This is a genomic window from Pseudofrankia sp. EUN1h, from assembly GCF_001854645.1.
In the GTDB taxonomy this organism is placed as follows: domain Bacteria; phylum Actinomycetota; class Actinomycetes; order Frankiales; family Frankiaceae; genus Pseudofrankia; species Pseudofrankia saprophytica.
In genome coordinates, this window is record NZ_MBLN01000036.1 from 67187 (window position 1) to 89149 (window position 21963).

The window sequence follows — 21963 nt, forward strand, 5'->3', positions numbered from 1 at the left end:
TTCCTCCCCGCGGATTCCTTCCGCGTCGCGTCAGTAGTCGCGTCAGTAGTCGAAGGAGCGGTCGACGGCGTCGAGAATGCGATCGACGTCGGGGAGATAGCTGTCTTCCAGTCGTGACGGCGGGTAGGGAGTGTCGAAGCCGGTGACCCGCAGGACCGGCGCCTCCAGGGAGTAGAAGGCCTGTTCGGTCACCCGGGCCGCCACCTCGGCCGAGAGCGACACGTTCGACGGTGCCTCGTGCGCGACGACCAGCCGCCCGGTCCGGCGTACGGACGCGACCACCGGCTCCAGGTCGAGCGGTGACAGCGAACGCAGGTCGATGACCTCGACCGAGCGTCCGTCCTCCGCCTCCGCGACCAGCGCCGCGTCCAGGCAGGTGCGCACCATCGGCCCGTAGCCGACGAGGGTCACGTCCGTCCCGGGCCGCATCACCCGGCTCGTGAACAGTGGCGCGGGCTTGCCCGGGATCGTGCCGCTGCCGGCCCGGCCCGCGTCGCCGTTCAGGCTGGCGAGGTCGATGGGCTCGACCTCGTCCTTCTCCCAATAGCGCCGCTTCGGTTCCAGAAAGACGATCGGATCATCCGCCGCGACCGCCTGCTGAATCATGACGTGCGCATCGGCCGGATTCGAGCAGGTGACTACCTTCAGCCCGGCGGTGTGGCAGAAGTACGCCTCGGGCGACTCGCTGTGGTGCTCCACCGCCCCGATGCCGCCACCAACCGGGATCCTGATCGTCACCGGCATCCGCACCCGCCCCGCCGACCGGTAGTGCAACTTGGCGAGGTTGCTCACGATCTGGTCGAAGGCCGGGTAGACGAAGCCGTCGAACTGGATCTCGCAGACCGGGCGGAAGCCGCGCATCGCCATCCCGATCGCGGTGCCGATGATCGCCGACTCGGCGAGCGGCGTGTCGATTACCCGTTCCTCACCGAACTGGGCGCGAAGTCCGTCGGTGACCCGGAAGACCCCGCCGAGCTGGCCGACGTCCTCGCCCATGATGACGACCTTCGAGTCGGCCGCCATCGCCGCGCGCAGGCCGCTGTTGAGCGCGCCGGCCAGGGTCAGCGTGGGCACGTTGCCTCCGGTCCTGGGGTCTGTGGGGGCGGCGCGACGGGGCGCACGCCGGCCAGGCTCGCCTCCGGTGTCGACGATGGGCTCGGTGTCGACGAGGCCCGCGACGCCGCGCTCGAGAGCCCCGAGCTCCGTTGCCCCGAGCTCGCTGACCCCGGGGCCGGGTATGCCGGGCCCGGATCCGCCGGGTTCGCCGAGGCCGCGGACGGTGACGCCGAGGAGGACGCCGGGTGGGCGTCGACGACGCCGAGGAAATCGGCGAGGTCGGCGCGTTCGGCCGCCACATGCTCGCTTTCGACGACGGTGACGTGGTCGAACATCGACAGCGGCTCCGGGTCCGGCAGCGCGAGACAACGGCGGCGCAGGTCGGCGGCGACCTGGTCGGCCCGCGCGGCGATGGCGGCGGCGGCCGTGTCGTCCAGGGCGTTCTGGGCCGTCAGATATGCGCGCACTCTGGCCAGCGGGTCGCGCTCGGCCCACCGGGCGACCTCGTCGGCACCCCGGTACCGGGTCGGATCGTCGGCGGTGGTGTGCGCGCCCATCCGGTAGGTGACAGCCTCGATGAGCGTCGGGCCCTCGCCGGCGCGGGCGCGGGCCAGTGCCCACCTGGTCACCGCGAGCGTCGCGAGCACGTCGTTGCCGTCGACCCGTACCCCGGGGAAGCCGTGGCCGGCGGCGCGCTGACTGATCGGGACGCGCGACTGCCGGCTGGTCGGTTCGGAGATCGCGTACTGGTTGTTCTGGCAGAAGAAGACGACGGGTGCGCCGAAGACCGCCGCCCAGCCGAACGCCTCGCTCACGTCGCCCTGGCTGGAGGCGCCGTCGCCGAAATATGTGATCGTCGCGCAGTGGACGGCTTTGCCCTTGGTGGCCTCCGCGGAGTCGCGGCTGACGCCCATGGCGTACCCGGTCGCGTGCAGCGTCTGCGAGCCGACGACGATCGCGTAGAGCGCGAAGCCGTGCTCGTTCGGGTCCCAGCCGCCGTGCGTCGAGCCGCGGAAGAGTCCGAGGACCGCGACCGGGTCGACGCCCCGGCAGTAGGCGACACCGTGCTCGCGGTAGGACGGGAACGCCATGTCGTCCGGCGCGAGTGCCCGGGCGGAGCCGACCTGGGCCGCCTCCTGGCCCCGCAGCGGCGCCCACAGCCCGAGMTCGCCCTGGCGCTGCAGGGCGGTGGCCTCCTCGTCTATGCGGCGGATGATGACCATGTCGGCATACATGTCCAACAGGTCCGCCGAGGTCACATCCGCGACGTGCGCCTCGATGTCCCGCGCGCCGATCTCTGGCCCGGCCGCCGCCACCCTTTGCCCGCTCGGTGTGAGCAGCTGCATCAGCTCCGTCACGTTGGCCAACGATAGACCGCGTGCGCGCGCCGGCAAGCCAGCAATCTGTAATCAGAGCGATTCGAAAGGTGGTAACCACTGCGCCGGCTTGCCTCCTGCCGCTCCCGATGCGGCCTGGCACCGCGCTGGTCGGTCGCCCGATGGGCGCGGCGGCGCGGCTTCGGCGGGCCAGGGCGTGGCTTCGGCGGGCAAAGAGGGCATCAGCGGGTCGCCGGGGGATGCGCACCGGGCGGCTCGGTACGGTGACCGGCGTGAGCGCATCGTCGCAGGCCTCCTCGCCCACGTCCGCGTCCCCGCCGTCCGGTGCCCCCGGCACCGTCGTACCGGTGTCGCGGCCGTTGCTCGATGGCGGGTCACTCGGTCGGGTGGGCATCTGGAGCGGGCAGTTCGACTTCTCGCCGGCCGAGGTCGTCCGCGAGGCCGTGGCCGAGCTCGACGAGCTCGGCTACCCGACGATCTGGACCGGCGAGGTGAAGGGCCGCGAGGTGCTGGTGACGGCCGGGCTGATGCTCGCCGCCACCAGCCGGATCACCGTGGCTACCGGCATCGCGCAGATCCTCGCCCGCAACCCGCTGACCATGGCCGCCGGCCAGTTGGCCCTGGCCGAGGCGTACCCCGGCCGATTCCTGCTCGGCCTCGGCGTCTCACACGCCGAGCTGATGCAGATCCGCGGCGCGCCGTACAGCAAACCGCTCGGCCAGATGACGGCCTATCTCGACGAGATGGACCGGATGGCCGCCGAGCAGTACCGGGCGGTGCCGCCGGATGGCACGCCGATCCGGGTGTTGGCGGCGCTTGGGCCCAAGATGCTGGAGCTCGCCCGCGACCGCGCCGATGGGGCGCACACCTACTTCGTTCCGCCCGAACACACCGCCGCCGCCCGCAAGGCGCTTGGCTCKGGCAAGCTACTCATCCCCGAGCAGGCCTTCGTGCTGGACGCCGACACCGAGCGGGCCCGGGAGCTCGCCCGCCGGCACACCGGCTCCTACCTGCGGCTGCCGAACTACACCAACAACCTGCGCCGCTACGGGTATGGCGACGACGACTTCGCGAACGCCGGCTCCGACCGGCTGGTCGACATGATCGTGCCGCATGGCGGCCCCGAGGTGCTCGCGCGCCGGGTCGCCGAGCATCTCGATGCCGGCGCCGACCAGGTCGCCGTGCAGGTGCTCGACTATGACCGCCGCGGCCTGCCACGCCGCCAGTGGCGCGAGCTCGCCCCCGCGCTGCTCGCGCTCTGACGAGCCACGTCAGGGGCGACCACGTCAGGGGCGACCACTTCGGGGCTGACCCGCGTCGGCGGAAGCCGACTTCGCTGACGACACGCTTCGGTACAGAACGAGAGATTTTACCCCAGGTCGGATGACCCGGCGTGACCGGGGCGCCCGCGCGAGCCGACAGTGTGGCCCCGGTCGCATGTGGCACGTTGGTGCTGCCTACCGTGTCCCTGGCGGGGGCCAGCACGGGGTGGGGTGAACGGTGATGCCGGCACGGCGGAGACCAGGCAGGCTGGACGGGCCAGGCGAGGGCTGGAGCGAGGGCGCGACGAGCCCAGCCGTGGTCGGTGGCCGGCCGGCGGCCGGCGGTCCGGCGGTCGGCGGGCGGGCGTCCGGGGGTCGGGCGTCCGGAGCGCCGGCCGCGCGGATCCCGACCGTCGAGGTACCGAAGGAGAAGCGCTCGATGGCCGTATCCGGGTACCGGTCCACCGGCCGCCGGCGCGGGGCGCCGCGCATCGCGCTGGTGCTTGCCGCGGCGAGCGCGACGCTGATGGGCTGCGGGCTCCTCGGCGGTGGCGACGACGGTTCGTCGAACGGCCCGGTCCAGGCCGGTGTGCTCAACCAGCCGGGCGCCCCCGCCACGACGGCGCCGGCCGCCCCGTCCGTGCCCCCGGGCGGGGCGCAGCGGGCGCCCACGGGCGAGCCGGTGACCCTCGAGTTCGCCGGCGACGTGCACTTCGCCGGCTCGTCGGCGGCCGGGCTCACCTCTCTCGGCCCGATCATCCAGACGCTGACGGCCGCCGACCTCACCGTGCTGAACCTGGAGACGGCGATCACCACCGGCGGCGAGCCGGCCTCGAAGGCGTTTACCTTCCGCGCGCCGCCACAGGCGTTCACGTCGCTGCGCGCCGCGGGCGTCGACGTCGTGAACGTGGCGAACAACCACGGCATGGACTACGGCCCGACCGGCCTTCAGGACACGCTGCGCGCAGCCCAGGCGGCGAAGTTCCCCGTGGTGGGGATCGGGCAGGACGACGTCGAGGCGTTCCAGCCCTACCGGACCGAGATCAAGGGCCAGCGGATCGCCGTGATCGGGGCGACCAGAGTGCTCGACGACGAGCTCGCCGCCGCCTGGACCGCGGGGCCGGGCAAGCCTGGGCTCGCCTCCGCCAAGGACCTTCCCAAGCTGCTGGCGGCGGTACGCGCGGCCCGCGCCGACTCGGACACCGTCGTGGTGTTCCTGCACTGGGGGGTGGAGATGCGCAGCTGCGCGGGTGAGGACCAGACCGGCATCGTGCCCGCCCTGGTGGACGCGGGCGCCGACATCGTCGTCGGCTCGCACGCGCACGTGCTCGAGGGCGGCGGCTGGCATCCGTCGGGTGCCTTCGTCGACTACGGGCTCGGCAACTTCGTCTTCTACGCGTCCGGCGTGAGCGCCACCACGCAGAGCGGCGTACTGCGGCTGACCGTCCAGGGCCGGGCGGTGACCCAGGCCGAGTGGGTGCCGGCCCGCATCGTCAACGGCCTGCCCCGGCTGGCCACCGGGTCCGACGCGCAGGCGATCCTCGCGGCCAAGGGCGGCCTGCAGGGCTGTGCCGGGCTGAACCCCAACCCACCGACCTGGGGTGCCATCCCCGTCACCCCGCAGGGCGGCGGTGCGGCGACCGGCGGTGCGGCTACCGGCGAGGCCGCGGCCGCGGCCACCCCGACCGGGTAGCCGGTCGGGAAGGGCTCGACCGCTTAGTCGGTGGAAAAGGAGCAGTCGGCGGGGGAGGTCCGGCAGTCGGCGCAGCGGCCGTAGATCTCCACGGTGTGCGCGACGTCGGTGAAGCCCTCGGCGGCGGCCACCTGCTCGGTCCAGCGCTCGATTTCGGGGCCCTCGACCTCGACGGCGTGCCCGCACTCGCGGCACACCAGGTGATGGTGGTGCGCCCCCGTCGCGCAGCGGCGGTAGACCGTCTCGCCGTCGTCCAGGCGCAGCACGTCGACCTCGCCGCGGTCGGCGAGCATCTGAAGGTGCCGGTAGACGGTCGTGAGGCCGACCGGCTGGCCGTCGGCGCGCAGCTGGGCGTGCAGCTCCTGCGCGCTGGTGAACGCGTTGGTCGCCGCGAGCGCCGCCGAGACGGCGTCGCCCTGGCGGGTGGACCGCGACGTCGTGCCGCGGCCGGGCAGGCCGCGTCCGGCCGGGACGGCTACGCGGCCGTCCGGCTCGTCGCTGGCGCGATCGCGGTTCGCGGTGGGCACGCCCTCCACTTTCTCATCTCCAGAGCTACGGGGGACCGGGCTGGACGGACCGCGGGGGCAGGCGGTCTCTCCTCGCTTCAACGATATTGACAATGGTTTTCATTTCGACCGCGCACCGTGGCGCGATGGTCGCGTGCGGTGTCGTGATCGCGTCAGTGGGAACCGTTGGGAGGTAAAGGGATCTTCATGTTGCGCACCGTGACGTGCGACGTGCTCGAGGTTGCCCAGGCGGGCCGGCTCTCCGGCGGGCGTTCGTCGCCGCGTCCGGGAGTCGCTCTGACCTGGTCAACGGTTGACGGCCGCGCGCCCTCCACCGGTGGTGGAGGCGGCAACTGGTGCACCCCTACCAAAGGTTGACCTAACTGGCGATATCGTCCGATCCGAAAGCTTCCTCCACCGAGGCGCGGACCCCGGCCCCAACGACGTGGCGCGTGGCCACGTCGAGGGGGTGGGTACGCCGGCCGACGAGGCGTGGTGTGGCGGGGCGACACCGTCGTGTGGCGTCCGGAGGTCAAGGAGGGCAACGGATGGATCGCCCCCGGACGGGGTCGCGGGCGGGCGTGCGCGCCGACGGGGAGCCGAGCCAGATCTGGGTCCGCTTCGCCATCGCCGGTGCCGCTCTCATCGCGGTCGCCGGGGTGCTGACCACCTGCACCGACAGGCGGTCGTCGGGCTCGACCGTCTCTCCCGACAGCGTGTACGCCGCCTCGACGGTAAGTGGTAGCGCCGTCACCCTCTGGTACGACGGGACGCACGACATCCGCCAGCGGACCGCTGACGACGTCGCGGAGATCCGCGCGCGCCTCGACGCGCAGGATGGCGCCGCGCTCCGGCCGGCCTGCACCAGGCTCGCCGACGACGTCACCGAGGGCAGGGCGCTCACGTCCGGTCCGGACACCCTGGCGCAGAACCTCTTCGACGGCGGCCTCGACGGCTACGGCAACGGCGTCACCGCCTGCGGGAACCTCTTCGACGGCACCAAGCTCGCCATCGACGTGCTCCAGGGGGAGATCAGGAAGGGGCTCACGACCGGCGACGAGCAGTGGGCGGCGCTCGCCGCCCGGCTCTCGCTGCCGATGGCCACCGCCGGGGCGGCGACCCCGGCCGAGCCGACGACGGGCGCCCCGCCGGACACGGCGGCGCCGGGCGTGCGCGCCACCACGCCCGCGGCCAGGCCGACGGCGGTCCGCACGACCCCGCGGGCGACCGCGACGAGTACCACGGCCCCGCCCGTCGCCACGACGCCGGCTCCGCCGCCCACGACCACGGCGAGCCCCACCACGTCGGCGCCGCCCACGGGCGCGACCAGCCCCGCGCCGAAGCCGACCTTGCCCACGGTTGGCGGCGTCAACAACTGACCCGTCAGACCCGTCAGACTCGTCAGGCCGGGCGGGACGCACCCGGCCTGAGAGCGTCCCTACGCGGCGAGCGATTACGGAAAGTGGCGACCTGGTGGGGCGAGGGTGAGAACCCTGGGTGAGGCGCGCCGCCGGGAACGTGCGGGTACGGGTATCCCGTCCCCCACTCCGCCGGGGTGGGGGCGCCTGGCGCGGACACCGGGCGTGAATAACCCGTGGACGAGACGCCTACCCTGGATGGCATGGAGTTCACTCAATCCGAGAAACTCGCCGGCGTCTGTTACGACGTCCGAGGCCCCATCCTCGACGAGGCGACCCGGATGGAGGCCGCTGGCGAGCGGATCCTGAAGCTGAACATCGGCAACCCGGCCCCGTTCGGCTTCTCGACCCCGCCCGAGGTTCTCGCGTCCGTGACCGCGAACCTCGCCAGCGCACAGGGTTACAGCGACTCCAAGGGACTGCCGGCGGCACGTGTCGCCATCGCCGAGTACCACCGCCGCAAGGGCCTCGTGGGCATCGGCCCGGACGACGTGTACCTGGGCAACGGCGTCTCCGAAATGATCATGATGTCGTTGCAGGCGCTGCTCAACAACGGCGACGAGGTGCTCCTGCCCGCCCCGGACTACCCGCTGTGGACGGCGGTGGTGAGCCTCTGCGGCGGCAAACCGGTGCACTACCTGTGCGACGAGTCCGCGGGCTGGATGCCCGACCCGGAGCACGTCGCCGCCATGATCACCCCGCGCACCCGGGCCATCGTGCTGATCAACCCGAACAACCCGACCRGCGCCGTCTACGACCGCGCGACGATCGAGTCGCTGGTGGAGCTGGCCCGCCAGCACAACCTGATGGTGTTCTCCGACGAGATCTACGACCGGGTCCTCTACGACGACGCCGAGCACGTCTCGACGGCCGCGCTCGCTCCCGACCTGGTCTGCGTGACGTTCAACGGCCTGTCCAAGGCCTACCTGCTCGCCGGGTTCCGCGCCGGCTGGATGGTCGTCTCCGGTCCTCGGGAGCACGCCTCCAGCTACATCGAGGGCCTGAACATCCTCGCGAACATGCGGCTGTGCGCGAACGTGCCCGGCCAGTACGCGGTCGTGGCGGCCCTGGCGAACGACGAGGGCGCCGGCGGCCTGGTACTGCCCGGCGGCCGGCTGCGCGAGCAGCGGGACACCGTGGTGAAGCTGCTGAACGACATCCCCGGGGTGTCCTGCGTGCCGCCGCGCGGCGCGCTCTACGCGTTCCCGCGGCTTGACCCCGAGGTGTACGCGATCCGCGACGACGAGCGGTTGGTTCTGGACCTGCTGCGGGCGGAGAACATCCTGCTGGTCCAGGGCAGCGGCTTCAACTGGCCGAAGCCCGACCACGTCCGCATCGTCACCCTGCCAAGCGTCGACGACCTCACGACCGCCATCGGCAGTATCGACCGCTTCCTGTCGACCTACCAGCAGATCTGAGCAGGGCTCTGAGCAGAGCACGAGGAGCTCGCGGCGTCGCTGTCCACATGACTGGGCGAGATTTCCACAGCCTTGAGCGTCCTGTGGACAAGACCTGTGGATAACTCGCCTTCAACTGTGGACGCCGGAGCTGGCGACCCGGATGCGTCCCTTCCCGGCGTGGTCGCCGTCGACTCCGCCGAAGTCAGACCATCAGGGTCGACGTCCGCCGATCCCGCCGCCGGCGTCGAGGCGGATCTCGCCGCCGGGGTCGAGCCGGATACGCGGTCGGGCACCCGGCGGGCCCGACCGCGCCGGCGGGCGGTGGACGCCGCCGTGGCGGTGGCGCTCGCCGGGGCCGTCGTCGCCGCGTTGGGCGTGCTGCACGTCCTGCTGGACCGTCCGCTCTGGTACGACGAGATCTGGCGGCCGCACTTCCTCGCCGAGCCGGCGTCGACCTTCTGGCCGGAGCTCGCGCACGCGAACACCCCGTCGGCGCTCGGCTGGGCCGCGCTCATCCGGTTCGTCGGTGACCTGTTCGGCTGGCACGCCTGGGTGCTGCGGGTACCCGAGCTGGTCGCGCTGGTTCTGCTCCCCGCGGCCGTCTACGTCTTCACCCGACGGTTCGCCGGCGTGGTCGCGGCCGGCCTCGCCGGGGCGTCGGTCGGACTGTCCGGGGTGATCGTCGACCTTGGTACCCAGCTCAAGCCATACTCGGTCGAGGCGCTTGCCTCGCTGGCCATCGTCGGGCTGTGGACGGCCGGAGACCCGCGGCCGACGGCACAGTCCCGCGCGGACGACCCGGCCAACGGGAACGGGATCGACGGGGACCGGCACGGGGGCGCTCCGGACGACCAGGGGTTCGCTCCCAGGCCAGGCCGGGCCTTCGCGGCGCGTGCCGCGGCGGGGCTGGTCTCACTGTTCTCGGTGCCGGCCGCGTTCCTGATCATCCCCCTGGCCGCCGTCGACGTGCTGGCGGCCGGCCGTGGGTGGCGACGCCGGCTGGCCGCCGCGCTGACGGCGGCGCCGGCGCTGGCGATCTGCGGGCTGCACACCGCGCTGTTCGTCGGCCACCAGTCCAGCCAACGGGCCAGCCAGTTCTGGGACACCCAGTTCCTCGCCGGCCGTGGCCCGCTCGAGGCGGTCCGGTTCGTCGCGGGCGAGGCGGTCCGGATCCTCGGCGGCGCGCCGGCCGGCGTCGACCGCTACGACCCGAACCTCGTGCACCCGGCGACCGACACCACCTTCGCCGCGGGCTGGCTCATCGCTCCCGCCGCCGGCGTGGCGTTCGTCGTCGGAGCCGTCACGCTCGCGCGCCGCCGAGGAACCCCTGGGCGCCATCTGATCGCCGCCGTGGTGGGCGCGCTGGTGCTGGCGCTGGCGGCCAGCGCCGGCCGTTACTGGCCCTTCGGCGCCAACCGCACGAACCTGTTCCTCGTCCCGTTGCTGGCCGTCGTCATCGCCACGGGAGCCGACCGCGTGGCCGGTCACGTCGCTCGCCCCGCCGGCCGCCGCCTCGCGGCCCGCGGCGGCCTCGGTGGGGCGGCGGCCCTGGCCGGGCGGGTGCTCCTGGCGGCCGCGCTGGCCGTGCTCGCCGTGACGCCGGTGGCGTCCGCGAGCGCGCTGGCGCCGCTGTGGCGGGAGCGCGCCGAGATCCGGCCGGTGGCGCTGATGGTCGACGCGACGACGCTGACCCGCCGGCTCTACCAGCCGGGTGACGTCGTCGTCGTCGGTGGCCGGCTGGCTCGCTCAGGCTGGCTGTACGCGATGGGCGTCAGCGACGACGGGGCCTACCTGCCCGCGCCCCAGATCCTCACGGCCGGGCATACGGGACCCGCGGATCCGGCGGCGGCCCCGGGCGCGCTGGGCGTGCCAGGCGCGCCGGTCCGCGTCGGCCCGCGCCTGCCTGAGGGTTCGACGGTCTTCCTCACCCAGGTCGGCGCCGGCGGGGCACGCGCGGCGTTGGCGGCGCGCCAGGGCCCGTCCCCGAGCCGCGTCCTGCTGTTCGTCCTCGTCTACGACCGTTCGGGCACGCGGGCGGAACTCGCCGATCTGCGCGGCGAGGGCTGGTGCCMGTCGAGCGCCTTCGACTTCCCGAACACGGGAACCCTGCACGTCCTGACGCGCTGCCCGTAGCGGCGAAGGCCCCCCGCGCCTCGCCGCACCGAGGGGGCATGCCCCAAAATCTGCAGCGATGCCCGTAGGCTCCCGGTCTTGTGAGCCCCGTCCTCGCCTCGTCCCGAGCCGGGAACTTCGTCCGGTCTTTGCTGATCATCGGGCTGATGGTGATCATTTTTCGGGAGCTCTACCTGCTGTGGTTCTTMCACACCCCGGCCTGGACGTCCCGGCCTCCGGAGATCAGGTACTGCGGCTCGTACTACGAGCAACGGGAGAATCCACCGGACGTCTCCACGGCCGAGATGAACAGGCTCGCGGGCGGCCGAGTGAAGCAGATCATGCGTTCACCGGTGCTGCGCCCCGTCGCCGCCTACCGTCCCGCGAAGGCCTGCCCRCGCTACGTCTTCGCCAAGGTCGACGACGACCGCTTCGTCGTCTACACCTTCCCCAGCAAGTAGCCGCCTGGCCGCTGAACGCGCAGGCCTGCTTCGGGACCGGGGTTGGGGCCGAAGGTTGTTGCTGGTTCGCTCCGTCCGGGCACGGCGCTCCGGCCCCGTACTCGCTTCGCTCCCACGGGACCTCCGCGCGCCGTCCTCCTCCGCTCACGGGCGCTCCGGCGACCTCGCTGCGGCCCGACCCCGTTCGCGTCGCTCCGGGGCCGGGCCTCCGCGAGGCGCGCCTCCGCGCCCGCACGGTCACCCGCCGCTGAACGTCACCAACCCGCAGCAGGCCCATCTGTAGGGCCACTTCGCTTCGCTCGTGGGTGTCTGGACTGGTGACGGCTAGAGCGCTGCCGTACCGGCCGGTCGGGAGCGAATTCCGCTCCACGAGCGCAGCGAAGTGGCCCCGGGCCCGGTTTTGTGGTCTCGCGCTGTCTGAGCGCAAGGTGACCGCGCTGGCGCGGAGGCGCGCCCCCGCGGAGGCCCGGCCCACGAGCGAAGCGATGTGGGTTGGGCAGCAGCGGAGGTCGCCGGAGGACCCGTGAGCGGAGGAGGACGGCGCGCGGAGGTCCCGTGGGAGCGAAGCGAGTACGGGGCCGGAGCGCGCCGCCCGCACGGAGCGAACCAATGTCACAGCGCGGTGTAGACGCGGGCGTGGATGGACGTGCGCTGCTGCAGCGCGGCTCGTACCGCGCGGTGCAGCCCGTCCTCGAGATAGAGGACCCCCTCCCACTCGACGACATGTGGGAACAGGTCGCCGTAGAAGGTCGAGTCCTCGTCGAGCAGCAGATCCAGCGCGAGAACTCGCTTCGTGGTCACCAGTTGGTCGAGCCGGACCTGGCGGGGCGGGATCTTCGCCCAGTCGCGCTGGCCGAGCCCGTGGTCGGGGTACGGGCGACTGTCCCCGACCAGCTTGAAGATCACCTGAACCTCCTCGCCGTGCCGTCAACCTTCACGCCACGGACCAACTGTCAACACCTCGCCACCCGGACGGCGCCGGGCCGCGTGGCCGCTTGCCAGCCCCCGGGCCGGCCGGCCAGTCCAGCCTAGAATCCTCCGTCCGCGCCCCGGGGCACTACCAGTGTCCGGCCCGTAGTTGCTCGGACATTGAGACACGCGGGCCTTGTTGGCGTCGGGTAGTTGTCAACGCGCCCCGCCGTCGCGGCGGCGATCCTCCCGAGACGCCAGTCACCCCCTGTGTCGCCGATTGGGCTGGTTGGGGCCTCGGCACTCCCGTCCGCACGCCGAGGAAAGGCCTTTGCTTGACGGGAGGAGCGGCGGCTACTTAAGTAAGCCTTACCTGATGACAGGAGGAACTCGATGCCAGCGGAGGAACCGGACGAGGCGACGGTCCGAGACGCGGTCCGCGCGCGCACCGTGCTGGCCGGCGCCCGGCACGCGCTGCTGACCCTGCTGGGACCGCGGGTGCGGGGCTGGACCGGCCTGATCGACGACGGCGGCGAGCCGGTTCTGCTGGTCGGCGCAGACAGCCCGCCCGCGCGTGCCGCCGCTGCCGCCTCGTCGCGCCGCTGCCGCCTCGACATCCCGGGTGCCACGGGCGAGCGGCTCGTGCTGGCCGGGCAGCTGCGGGCGGTGCCGGGCAGCGCCGAGCAGGTGGCCCGCCGGATCGCCGGGCCCGGCCTGACGGTCGAGGTGCCGCCGTGCGGCGACAACGAGCTCGCGGCGGTGGCGCTGTCGGTCGACGAGGTCCTGCTGTGCCTGCCCAGCGCGGCCGAGCCGGGAATGCGCCGGGGATGGCTGCACCGCGTCCACTGGGCGGCCGGGGGTGCCGTGAGCGGCGCGGAGAGCAAGGCGCTCGGCCAGGGCGCCGAGCCGCGGTGGCCATCGACGGCGAACGGTCAGCGGATCGATCTGGCCGCCTACGCGCTCGCCGAGCCGGACCTGATCGCCGCCTATGCGCCCGACCTCGTGGAGCATCTGAACACCGCGCACGCCGACCAGCTGCGCCGGATCGCCGCGCACGGCCAGCTGGTCGCCCGGCCGGTGGCCAGTCCGTCCCGGACGGCCGGCGCGCTCGGCGGCACGGCGGCGGTGACGGAAGGCCTCGGTTCGGCCGCGGGTGCGGGTGCGGCCGGCGCCGTCGGCCTGGGAGGTCTCGCCAACGGGGGCGGCGGAGGCGGCGAGGCCGGGCCGGCGTGGTCCAGGCGGCTCGCGGACCCCATGGACCTGGCCGCCGTCGCCGCGGTCGCGGTCGGCGATCTCGATCGCACCGGCCTGACGCTGTGGCAGGTCGGCCCGGAGGGCGCGGACGAGCTGCGGGTGACCTTCCGCCAGCCACTGACCGAGCCGCGCTCGCTGGGCCTGGAACTTCGCCGCCTGCTTTCCGCCGACTAGCGGGTCCGCCGACTAGCGGGGTCCGCCTACCGACGGGTTCTGGCCGTCCGGGCACCAGCCCGAGTACCCGGCGTCCGCGGGCTCGGTTTGACAGCCGTATCCGAAACGGTTTTCATTACGGGCATGCGCCCTTCAGAGGTCCGGACGCCTGTCCGTCGGTTCGCCGCGCCCCGGAAGCGCCGCCCCAGGGCCCTGGCGGCGGCTGGTGCGCTGCTCGCGCTCGCCACGTCGACGCTGCTCGCTGGCTGCGGCTCGGGGACCGGCGGGGACGGCACCGCCGGCGGCGACGCCCAGGGCGGGAAGCTGCGGGTCGTGGCCACGACCACCCAGGCCGGCGACTTCAGCCGGGCGATCGGTGGCGACCTCGTCAAGGTCACCCAGCTGGTCAAGCCGAACGTCGACCCGCACGACTACGAACCGTCGCCGGCCGACCTGGATGCCATCGCCACGGCCGACGTCCTGGTCACCAACGGCGTCGGCCTGGAGTCCTGGCTGGACGACGCGGTCTCGGCCGCCGGGTTCGAGGGCACCCGGGTGGTGATGGCCGACGGCGTCACCCTGCGCACCGGCACCAGTGACGAGGGCGGCGAGCACGACCCGCACATCTGGCACGACCCGCGCAACGCCAAGATCATGGTGACCGGCGTCGAGCGGGGCCTGGCGCGGGCCGACCCGACGCACACCGGGACCTACCAGGCGAATCTGGCCACCTATTCGGCGGCGCTCGACGGGCTCGACCGCCGCCAGGCCGCCGCGTTCGCGACGGTCCCACCCGACCGTCGGCTGCTGGTCACCAACCACGACGCGTTCGGCTACTACGCGGCCCGCTACGGAATCACCTACGTCGGCTCGATCATCCCGAGCTTCGACACCTCGGCCGAGCTTTCCGGCCGAGCCATCCAGGAGATCGTCGCGAAGATCCGGGCGACCGGGGTCAAGGCGGTGTTCTCGGAGTCATCTCTGCCACCGAAGACCGCCGAGACGATCGGGCATGAGGCCGGTGTCACGGTGGTCGCTGGCGAGGACTCGCTGTACGCCGACTCGCTCGGCCCCGCCGGGTCGGCCGGCGAGACCTACCTGAAGGCCGAGCAGCACAACACCGACGTGATCGTCGGAGCGCTGCGGTGAGGCGGCCGTCGCCACGACCGGTGGCCGCCGCGGCGGCCGCGCGCGGCTTCGCCCACCTCGCGCGGTCGGTCGCGACGCGGACCGACCGTGGCCTTCGGACCGACCGCCCACTGTCGGCCGGCTGCCCACCGCATACCGTGGCCGCCATGAGTTCCGACGCCCGGCCCGCCTCGGTAGCTCCGTCGGGCCCGTCGCTCGTGACGCCGCGGTTCGGGCTGGCCGCGCTCGCCGACCGCGGGGCGCGGCCGGCCGTCGCTGAGCCGGCCGTCGTGGCCGCGGCCGTGTCGGTCGTCGTGGCGGGGGCCGTCGCCGACGGCGACCGGTCGGCGCCGCGCCGGGCGCCGGCCGCGCGGACCGAGCCGGCGGGGGTGGCGCGGCCCGCCGACGCGGCCGTGCCGGCCGAACCGGCCGCCGCGGGAGCGCCGGACGCGCTGGTGCTCTCGGAAGCGACCGTCGCCTACGGCCGTACCCCGGCGCTGGAGCGGGTGACCGGCCGGGTGCCGGCCGGGCGCACGGTCGCGCTGATCGGCCCGAACGGTGCCGGCAAGTCGACGCTGATCAAGGCGGTGCTCGGCCTGGTCCCGGTGGTGTCCGGCTCGGTGACCGTGTTGGGCCAGGCGCCGGCCCGGGCTCGCCGCGAGGTCGGCTACGTCCCCCAGGCGGACACCCTCGACGCGGACTTCCCGGTCTCCGTCGCGCAGGTGGTGCTGATGGGCCGCTACCGGCGGATCGGCTGGGTGCGCCGGCCGGGCGCCGACGACCGGGCCGCCGCCGAGGAGGCGCTCGCGGCGGTCGGGCTCGAGCACCGTGCCCACGACCGGTTCGGAACGTTGTCGGGCGGGCAGCGCCAGCGGGTCCTGCTGGCCAGGGCGATCTCGGCGCGGCCGCGGTTGCTGCTACTCGACGAGCCGTTCAACGGCGTCGACGCGGTCTCCCAGGACGCGCTGCTCGCGGCGCTCGCCCGGCTGACCTCCGCGGGCACCGCGGTGGTGATCTCGACCCATGACCTGGCGCTCGCGCACCTGGCCTGCGACGACGTCTGCCTGCTCAACCGGCACCAGTTCGCGTTCGGCCCGCCGGCGGCGACCCTCACTCCCGAGCTGCTGCGCGCCACCTACGGCGGCGCCGCGGTGGAGCTGGGGGCCCACGGCGTCATCGTGGCCCGCCCATGACCTCGGCCCGCCGGGCCCGGCGGGGTGGCCCGCCTGGGCCGTCCCGCGGAGCCGCGCAGTGAGCCAGCTGTTGATCACGCCGTTCGAGCGGCCCTATCTCGTCCGGGCGCTGGTCGAGCTGCTGCTGCTCGGCGGCCTCGCGGCCGTCGTCGGGGTGTTCGTGCTCCTGCGCCGGCTCGCGTTCCTGACCGAAGCGCTCACCCACACCGTGTTCCCGGGTGTCGTGGTCGGCTTCCTGCTCGGCGGGCAGTCGGGGATCTTCCCGGGAGCCCTGGTGGTCGCCTGCGTGGCGGCGGGGCTGTTCACCCTGCTCGCGGCGACCCGCCGGGTCGGCGAGGACGCGGCGCTCGCGATCCTGCTCACCGGGTTCTTCGCGATCGGCGTCGTGCTGGTGTCCCGGCGCTCGTCGTACACGGCCGACCTGACGGCGTTCCTGTTCGGCCGAGTGCTGACCGTGCGCGTCGCCGACATCGTGACGACCGCCGTCGTCGCGGCGTTCGTGCTCGCGATCCTGGCGACGCTGCGCAAGGAGCTACTGCTCGTCGCGTTCGACCCGGAGTCGGCCAGGGCGGCCGGCTACCGGGTGGCCGCGCTCGACCTGGCGCTCAACCTGGCGATCGCGCTCGTCGTCGTCGCCGCGGTGCGCGCGGTGGGCACCGTCCTGGTGATCGCAATGATCGTGGTCCCGGCTGCGGCCGCACGGCTGCTCTCCGACCGCATCGTCGTGATCGTCGCCGTCGCCGTGGCCCTCGGGATGGCGAGTGGCTGGCTCGGTCTGCTGGTCAGCTACCGGATCTCGGTCGACCACGGCATCCGGCTCGCGACCGGCGCGACCGTCGTGCTGGTCCTCGTCGCCGCCTACCTGCTCGCGCTCGCGGCCGCCGCCGCCCGCGCCCGGCTGCGCCCGCGGCAGACGCGATGAGGCTGTGGGAGACCCTCGGTGACGGCTACACCCGCCGCGCGCTGGCCGAGGCCGTGCTGGTCGGCGTCCTCTGCGGGGCCGTCGGGGTGCATGTGGTGCTGCGGCGGCTGAGCTTCCTGACCACCGCGCTGACCCACGCGACGTTCCCCGGCGTCGTCGTCGCCGCGCTGCTGGGCGTGCACCTCGTCCTTGGCGCCGGGCTGTTCGGGCTGCTCGTCGTCGGCGTGGTCGCGGCCGTCTCGGGGGCGCGCGGTGGGGGCGGTGCCCTGCCCTCGGCCGCTCCGGCCGGCCGCGGCGGGCGTGACCTGTCCAGCGTGACGGGCGTCGTCCTGTCCGGCGGGTTCGCGCTCGGCGTCGCCCTGATGTCCGCCCAGGACGGCTTCACCAAGGATCTGACGGCCTTCCTGGTCGGCTCGATCCTGACCGTCGGCACGGCGGACCTCGCCATCACCGCCGTCGTGGCCGCCGTCGTCCTCACGGTGCTCGCCGCGCTGCGCAAGGAGCTGCTGCTCGGAGCCTTCGACCCGACGGCGCTCTGGGCCGCCGGCTACCCGGCCCGGCTACTCGACCTGGTGGTGCTGCTCGTGGTCGAGGTGACGGTCGTGACCACGGTGCCCGCCGTCGGCACGATCATGGCGATCGCGCTGGTCGTCGGCCCGGCGGCGACCGCGCGGCTGTGGTGCGCCCGCACCGGCCCGATGACCGCCCTGTCGATGGCCCTGGGAGTCGCCACGAGCGTCATCGGCCTCGCGGTGAGCGCCCAGTGGGACGTCGCCGCCGGTGGTGCCATCGTGCTCACCATCGCCGCCTTCTTCGCCCTCTCGCTGCTCGTCGCCCCCCGCGTCCATCTCGTCACGTCCCGCTCCCCGGCCGTGGAGCCCACCGCGGCCGGCTGAGGGTGATCCGGCGTGGCCTTCGCCGGCTCGGCGGGACAGCTGACGCCTGGCCGACTGCGTGGGCAATAGTGGCGAACGTTGGGGTTATGGCAGAGTCACCGTCGTGACGACTGGTCGGGCCCGCGCGCGCCGGTCGCCCGGCGTGACCGGTCCGCGGTGGCCTGATGCGCTGGCTGGGCACCCCCTGGCTGGGCACCCCACCGCCCCGGGCGTGCGGCTCGTCAGAGCGGTCGTCGCCGGCGGAGCCTCGACCAGTCTCGGGGTCGCCGCGCACGCCGCCGCCGGCGGTGCGCCGCCCGCGGGCGTGCTGGTCGTCGTCGCCGGCGCGTTGTTGATCCGGCTGGCGTACGGCGTGGCCGGGCGTCGCCGCGGTCTGCCGGCGGTGCTGGTCGCGCTGGCGGGCTCCCAGCTTGGGCTGCACGTCGCCTTCGTCCTGAGCGGCCACCGGGCCGCGAACCCGGAGCATCACCATGTGGTGGCCCCGGCGGAGCTGCTCGCCTACGGCGGTGGGCACTACCTGGCCAGCTCCTGGCTGATGATCCTGGCTCACCTGGTCGCGGTCGTCGTCACCGGCGCCCTGCTGCACCGGGCCGAGAAGGTGCTGTGGGCCGTGGCCACGCTGCGCGCCACCTCGGGCCACCTGACGGCGCGCGTCCTCGGCCCGCTGGCCGGCGCGGTGGCGCTGCTGCGGCGCCTGCTGGCCCGGGCGATCACGGCCCTGCCGGCGGCCATGAACGCCGGCGTGCCGGCTCGGTCGGCCTGGTCGGCCACGCCACCGGTCTCGCCGCGGGACGCGCCAGTCGGCCGGGCGGCGCGGCGGCGCGGACCGCCCGTGTCGCGGGGCGCCCTGACACCCGCCTGACTCCGAGGCTCGAGGCTCTGACGCCCAGGAGACGACGGCCGGGTACGGGGCGCGKCACGCCACAACGAGGCACATCCCATGACCGGGGCCGGTGCTCCGTCGCCACCGCGCGGCGGAGCAGGGCCGACCGGTGGGCGCCTCGCCGCCACCCGTGAGCCCCCTTGGGCGACCGGGCCCATGAGCGACCGTCCAGGGCGAGACCGCCATGACGGTCCCTGGGCAACGGGTGGCCCTCCCCTGCCAATCGCTCGTCCACCTGCGTGGAAGGACCACGATGTCCCGAACCATGTCCCGGGTCGTCCGGGCCGCCGGCGTGCTCGCCGCCGGAACCGTAGCCGTCGTCGCGACGGCGCTGCCCGCCTCGGCACACGTCTCCGTCGCCCCGACGAGCGCGCCCGCCGGCGGCTACACGACGCTGGCGTTCAAGGTGCCGACCGAGAGCGACACCGCGTCGACCACCAAGCTTGACGTCGCGTTCCCCACCGACACGCCGATAGCGTCGGTCAGCGTGCAGCCGAAGGCGGGCTGGACCTACGAGGTCCGCAGGGGCGCCCCGAGCAAACCGGTGGTCACCGACGACGGTGACAAGGTCAACGAGGTGGTCACCGAGATCATCTGGACCGCCGCGGACGGCTCCRCCGGGATCAGGCCAGGCGAGTTCGACACCTTCGTCGTCTCGGCCGGCCCGCTGCCCGAGGGCGTCTCGTCGATCACCTTCAAGACGCTGCAGACCTACTCGGACGGCGAGATCGTGCGCTGGATCGACACGAGCGCGGCCGGTCAGCCGGAGCCGGAGCACCCGGCACCCGCCCTGGCCCTGACCACCGCGTCCGAGGACACCGGCAACGGGGCCACGGCCGCCGCCACGCCTGCGGGAGTCTCGACGTTGACGGGGACGGCGTCCCTGTCGGATGGCACGGCTCGCGGGCTGGGGATCGCCGGGCTGGTCGTCGGCGTGCTCGGGCTCGCGGCGGCCGGCTTCGCCCTCGCCACCTCCCGGCGCCGCGCCGGCACGGGCGGCTGACGCGCGCACGCGCGGCCTGCCCGCCCGGTGGAACGGTCACCGGGCGGGCAGGCCCGCCGGGAGCGGTAACAGGAAGAGACTGAAGGTTATGAGCGGTACAACCGGCATGGCGGCGAATTCGCCGGGTTCTTCCCGGCAACCTCGGCCGGACGCCACGGCCGATGCGCCGACGGCTCCGACGGGAGGCTCCGGCCCGACGGCCCGTCGTCCTCAGCGCCGGGTCGCGGCGGCCGGGCATCGTCGCCGCCGGGCCGGGACGTTGCTGGTGCTGACCCTCGCGGCGGCGCTGGCCGTCGTCGGTGGCGCGGCCGCGCCGGCCTGGGCGCACGCCATCCTGGAACGGGCCACCCCGGCCGGCGGCACCGCCATCGCCACCGCGCCGACGAGCATCACGCTTGGCTTCAGCGAGCCCGTCAGAACCGACGCGAACTCGATCCGGGTCATCGACACCCACGGCACCCGGATCGACACCGGCGGCGCGCACGGCGGCGCGCACGGCTCCGACGTGACCGTGGCCCTCAAGCCGGGGCTGCCCAACGGGACGTACCTCGTCAGCTGGCGGGTCGTCTCCGCCGACAGCCATCCGATCGCGGGCGGCTACGCGTTCGGGATCGGTGAGGCCCCGGCGGCTGGCGCCGCGGCGGCGGCCAGCGCGACGCCGAAGGGGTCTGCGGTCACCGGGTTCACCTTCGGTCTCGCCCGGCTGGTCGCGTTCGCCGGGATGGCGCTGCTGCTCGGCGCCGTGTTCTTCCTGGCGGCGCTGTGGCCGGCCGGGCTGCGCCGGCCCGCGCCCCGGCGGCTGGTCGCCGCCGGCTGGGTGGCGGCCTTCGTCGGGTCCATCGCCTGTCTGCTCCTCCAGGGCGTCTACACCGGCGGACTCGGGCTTTCGGCACTGGCACGCTGGGATCCGCTCGGTGCCACCCTCGGGGACCGCTACGGCCGGCTCACCCTGATCCACCTGCTCGCCCTGCTGCTGGCGCTTCCGCTGCTGCGAGGCGTGCTGTCGGCCACCGCGGCCACCGCCGACGACGCAGCCGCCGCCCGGCCACCGGCCACCGGCGCCCAGCGGCCGTCGCCCTGGGTGATGGCCGAGCTCGGCGGCCTCGCCGTCGCGGTCGCCGCGACGACGGCGCTCGTCGGGCACGCGGGCGCGGGCTCGTGGTCCTGGCTCGCCGCCAGCAGCGTGACGGTGCACCTGCTCGCCATGTCGATCTGGCTGGGAGGTCTGGCCACGCTCGCCGCCGGGCTGATCGACCGGCGAGGCGCTGAGGCCGCGACGACGGGCGGACGAGGCGGATCCGCCGGCTGGGCCTCCACCATCGAGCGGGGAGACAGCGGCGAGGCCGATGAGGAGGCGGACCTCGACGCCGCCCGTGCCTACCTGGACGAGCATGGCGCCGAGGCCGTGCCGGTGCCCGCGGACCGGGCCGCGGAACTCGCCTCGGTGCTCCCGCGCTGGTCGCGCACGGCGATGGCCGCGGTCGCCGCGATCGTGGTCAGCGGCACCTACCAGGCGTGGCGCGAGGTCGGCACGCTGCCAGCGCTGTTCGACACCGACTACGGGCGGCTGCTGCTCTACAAGCTCTGGTTCGTGCTGGCGATGCTCGGGATCGGCTACGTCTCCCAGCGCTGGGTCAGGCGCCACTACCGTCGGGTCGCGCTGGCCATGACACCCGAGACAGAGGCGGTGGTCGCGGGCACCGCCCGCCGGCGAGGCGCGCGGGACGACCCGAAGGGCACCGGGGCGGGCACCGCGCCCGACCTGGGCGACTCCGGGGAGGAGGTCACCGTCGGGGCACTCGCCGCGCTGCGGCGCGGGGTGGTCGCCGAAGCGGTGATCGCGGTGGCCGTGCTGGCCGTGACCGTCGTTCTGATCAACCGTGTCCCCGGCCGTAACTCGTACGCGCCGCCGTTCCACACGACGACCGTCGCCGGACCGCTCACGGTCGACGTGCGGGTATCACCCACCCGGATCGGGCTGGAGGGCGTCGAGGTCACCGTGCGTGATCCACAGGGCCAGCTACAGCGGCTGGTCGAGGCGTCGGTGACGCTGTCGCTCCCCGCGGCCCAGGTCGGCCCGCTCGACGTACCGGTGGTCGCGGCCGGCACCGGGGTGCTGACCACCCAGGAGGCGCAGGTCCCGCTCCCGGGCRACTGGCGCATGACGATCACCCTGCGGATCAATGACTTCGACCAGTACTCCACGATCGTCACCTACCGCGTCCGCTGACCCGTGGGCAGCGCCGTGAGCCCGCCGGCCGACGGCGCTGCGAGAGCCACGGTGAAGAAGCCGCCCGATGCCCGGTAGCGTCGGACATGCGCGCCGCCGAGCGAGCCGCCTCTGCCGCGTGAGACCGCGTCGCCGTCGCGCGGCAGG

At 73.9% G+C, this 21963-nt stretch carries 18 protein-coding genes; 14 read left to right on the forward strand and 4 right to left on the reverse strand.

From position 1 onward, the window contains the following. Window positions 1-42: 42 nt before the first annotated feature. Both BCD49_RS08440 and pdhA read right to left on the reverse strand, forming a co-directional pair. Window positions 43-1074 (reverse strand): alpha-ketoacid dehydrogenase subunit beta, encoded by a 1032-nt coding sequence (locus tag BCD49_RS08440; protein ID WP_007516177.1) that lies wholly within the window; start codon window positions 1072-1074, stop codon window positions 43-45. Continuing rightward, window positions 1062-2414 carry a pyruvate dehydrogenase (acetyl-transferring) E1 component subunit alpha gene (gene pdhA, locus BCD49_RS08445; RefSeq protein WP_335341681.1) on the reverse strand — a complete coding sequence of 451 codons (1353 nt, stop codon included), beginning with the start codon at window positions 2412-2414 and terminating at the stop codon, window positions 1062-1064. Before pdhA ends, BCD49_RS08440 begins: the two co-directional genes overlap by 13 nt. Window positions 2415-2632: 218 nt before the next feature. On the opposite strand from pdhA, the gene BCD49_RS08450 reads away from it, so the two are divergent. Both BCD49_RS08450 and BCD49_RS08455 read left to right on the forward strand, forming a co-directional pair. Further along, window positions 2633-3655, forward strand: coding sequence for a TIGR03620 family F420-dependent LLM class oxidoreductase (locus tag BCD49_RS08450; protein ID WP_007516175.1), 1023 nt, complete (start codon window positions 2633-2635; stop codon window positions 3653-3655). Between the two features lie 241 nt (window positions 3656-3896). Then, complete coding sequence (locus tag BCD49_RS08455; RefSeq protein WP_241832290.1) at window positions 3897-5348, forward strand: CapA family protein; 1452 nt, start codon at window positions 3897-3899, stop codon at window positions 5346-5348. 23 nt (window positions 5349-5371) lie between these two features. Here BCD49_RS08455 and BCD49_RS08460 read toward each other — a convergent pair whose 3' ends face one another. Then, entirely contained in the window at window positions 5372-5884 is a 513-nt protein-coding gene (locus BCD49_RS08460) for a Fur family transcriptional regulator (protein ID WP_007516173.1), read from the reverse strand. A gap of 518 nt (window positions 5885-6402) precedes the next feature. On the opposite strand from BCD49_RS08460, the gene BCD49_RS08465 reads away from it, so the two are divergent. The 4 genes from BCD49_RS08465 (at window position 6403) to BCD49_RS08480 (ending at window position 11245) form a co-directional block, all read left to right on the forward strand. Continuing rightward, a complete protein-coding gene (locus tag BCD49_RS08465) occupies window positions 6403-7233 on the forward strand; it encodes a hypothetical protein (protein WP_007516172.1) in 831 nt (276 codons plus the stop codon). 242 nt (window positions 7234-7475) lie between these two features. Further along, window positions 7476-8690, forward strand: a complete 1215-nt coding sequence (locus tag BCD49_RS08470) for a pyridoxal phosphate-dependent aminotransferase (protein WP_071041354.1) — start codon at window positions 7476-7478, stop codon at window positions 8688-8690. A gap of 96 nt (window positions 8691-8786) precedes the next feature. After that, window positions 8787-10805: a hypothetical protein gene (locus BCD49_RS08475; RefSeq protein WP_241832291.1), complete on the forward strand. Its 2019-nt coding sequence runs from the start codon at window positions 8787-8789 to the stop codon at window positions 10803-10805. A gap of 80 nt (window positions 10806-10885) precedes the next feature. Next, a complete protein-coding gene (locus BCD49_RS08480; RefSeq protein ID WP_071041355.1) occupies window positions 10886-11245 on the forward strand; it encodes a hypothetical protein in 360 nt (119 codons plus the stop codon). Between the two features lie 612 nt (window positions 11246-11857). Here the strand turns inward: BCD49_RS08480 and BCD49_RS08485 are convergent. Then, the gene (locus BCD49_RS08485) at window positions 11858-12151 is read right to left on the reverse strand and encodes a type II toxin-antitoxin system VapB family antitoxin (RefSeq protein ID WP_007516168.1); all 294 of its coding nucleotides are present in this window, start codon (window positions 12149-12151) and stop codon (window positions 11858-11860) included. Window positions 12152-12547: 396 nt separating this feature from the next. Here BCD49_RS08485 and BCD49_RS08490 point away from each other — a divergent pair, with 396 nt between their 5' ends. The 8 genes from BCD49_RS08490 (at window position 12548) to BCD49_RS08525 (ending at window position 21816) form a co-directional block, all read left to right on the forward strand. Beyond that, window positions 12548-13582, forward strand: a complete 1035-nt coding sequence (locus BCD49_RS08490) for a hypothetical protein (protein ID WP_007516167.1) — start codon at window positions 12548-12550, stop codon at window positions 13580-13582. Between the two features lie 123 nt (window positions 13583-13705). Next, entirely contained in the window at window positions 13706-14710 is a 1005-nt protein-coding gene (locus BCD49_RS08495) for a metal ABC transporter substrate-binding protein (RefSeq protein ID WP_007516166.1), read from the forward strand. Window positions 14711-15102: 392 nt separating this feature from the next. After that, entirely contained in the window at window positions 15103-15882 is a 780-nt protein-coding gene (locus tag BCD49_RS08500) for a metal ABC transporter ATP-binding protein (protein WP_051466655.1), read from the forward strand. Window positions 15883-15940: 58 nt separating this feature from the next. Continuing rightward, window positions 15941-16804 carry a metal ABC transporter permease gene (locus BCD49_RS08505; protein WP_007516966.1) on the forward strand — a complete coding sequence of 288 codons (864 nt, stop codon included), beginning with the start codon at window positions 15941-15943 and terminating at the stop codon, window positions 16802-16804. Beyond that, window positions 16801-17700: a metal ABC transporter permease gene (locus BCD49_RS08510; protein WP_007516967.1), complete on the forward strand. Its 900-nt coding sequence runs from the start codon at window positions 16801-16803 to the stop codon at window positions 17698-17700. Before BCD49_RS08505 ends, BCD49_RS08510 begins: the two co-directional genes overlap by 4 nt. A gap of 211 nt (window positions 17701-17911) precedes the next feature. Further along, window positions 17912-18562 (forward strand): hypothetical protein, encoded by a 651-nt coding sequence (locus tag BCD49_RS08515; RefSeq protein WP_027140292.1) that lies wholly within the window; start codon window positions 17912-17914, stop codon window positions 18560-18562. A gap of 274 nt (window positions 18563-18836) precedes the next feature. Next, window positions 18837-19586 (forward strand): YcnI family copper-binding membrane protein, encoded by a 750-nt coding sequence (locus tag BCD49_RS08520; protein ID WP_083401346.1) that lies wholly within the window; start codon window positions 18837-18839, stop codon window positions 19584-19586. 265 nt (window positions 19587-19851) lie between these two features. After that, the gene (locus BCD49_RS08525) at window positions 19852-21816 is read left to right on the forward strand and encodes a copper resistance CopC/CopD family protein (protein WP_083401347.1); all 1965 of its coding nucleotides are present in this window, start codon (window positions 19852-19854) and stop codon (window positions 21814-21816) included. Window positions 21817-21963: the final 147 nt, after the last annotated feature.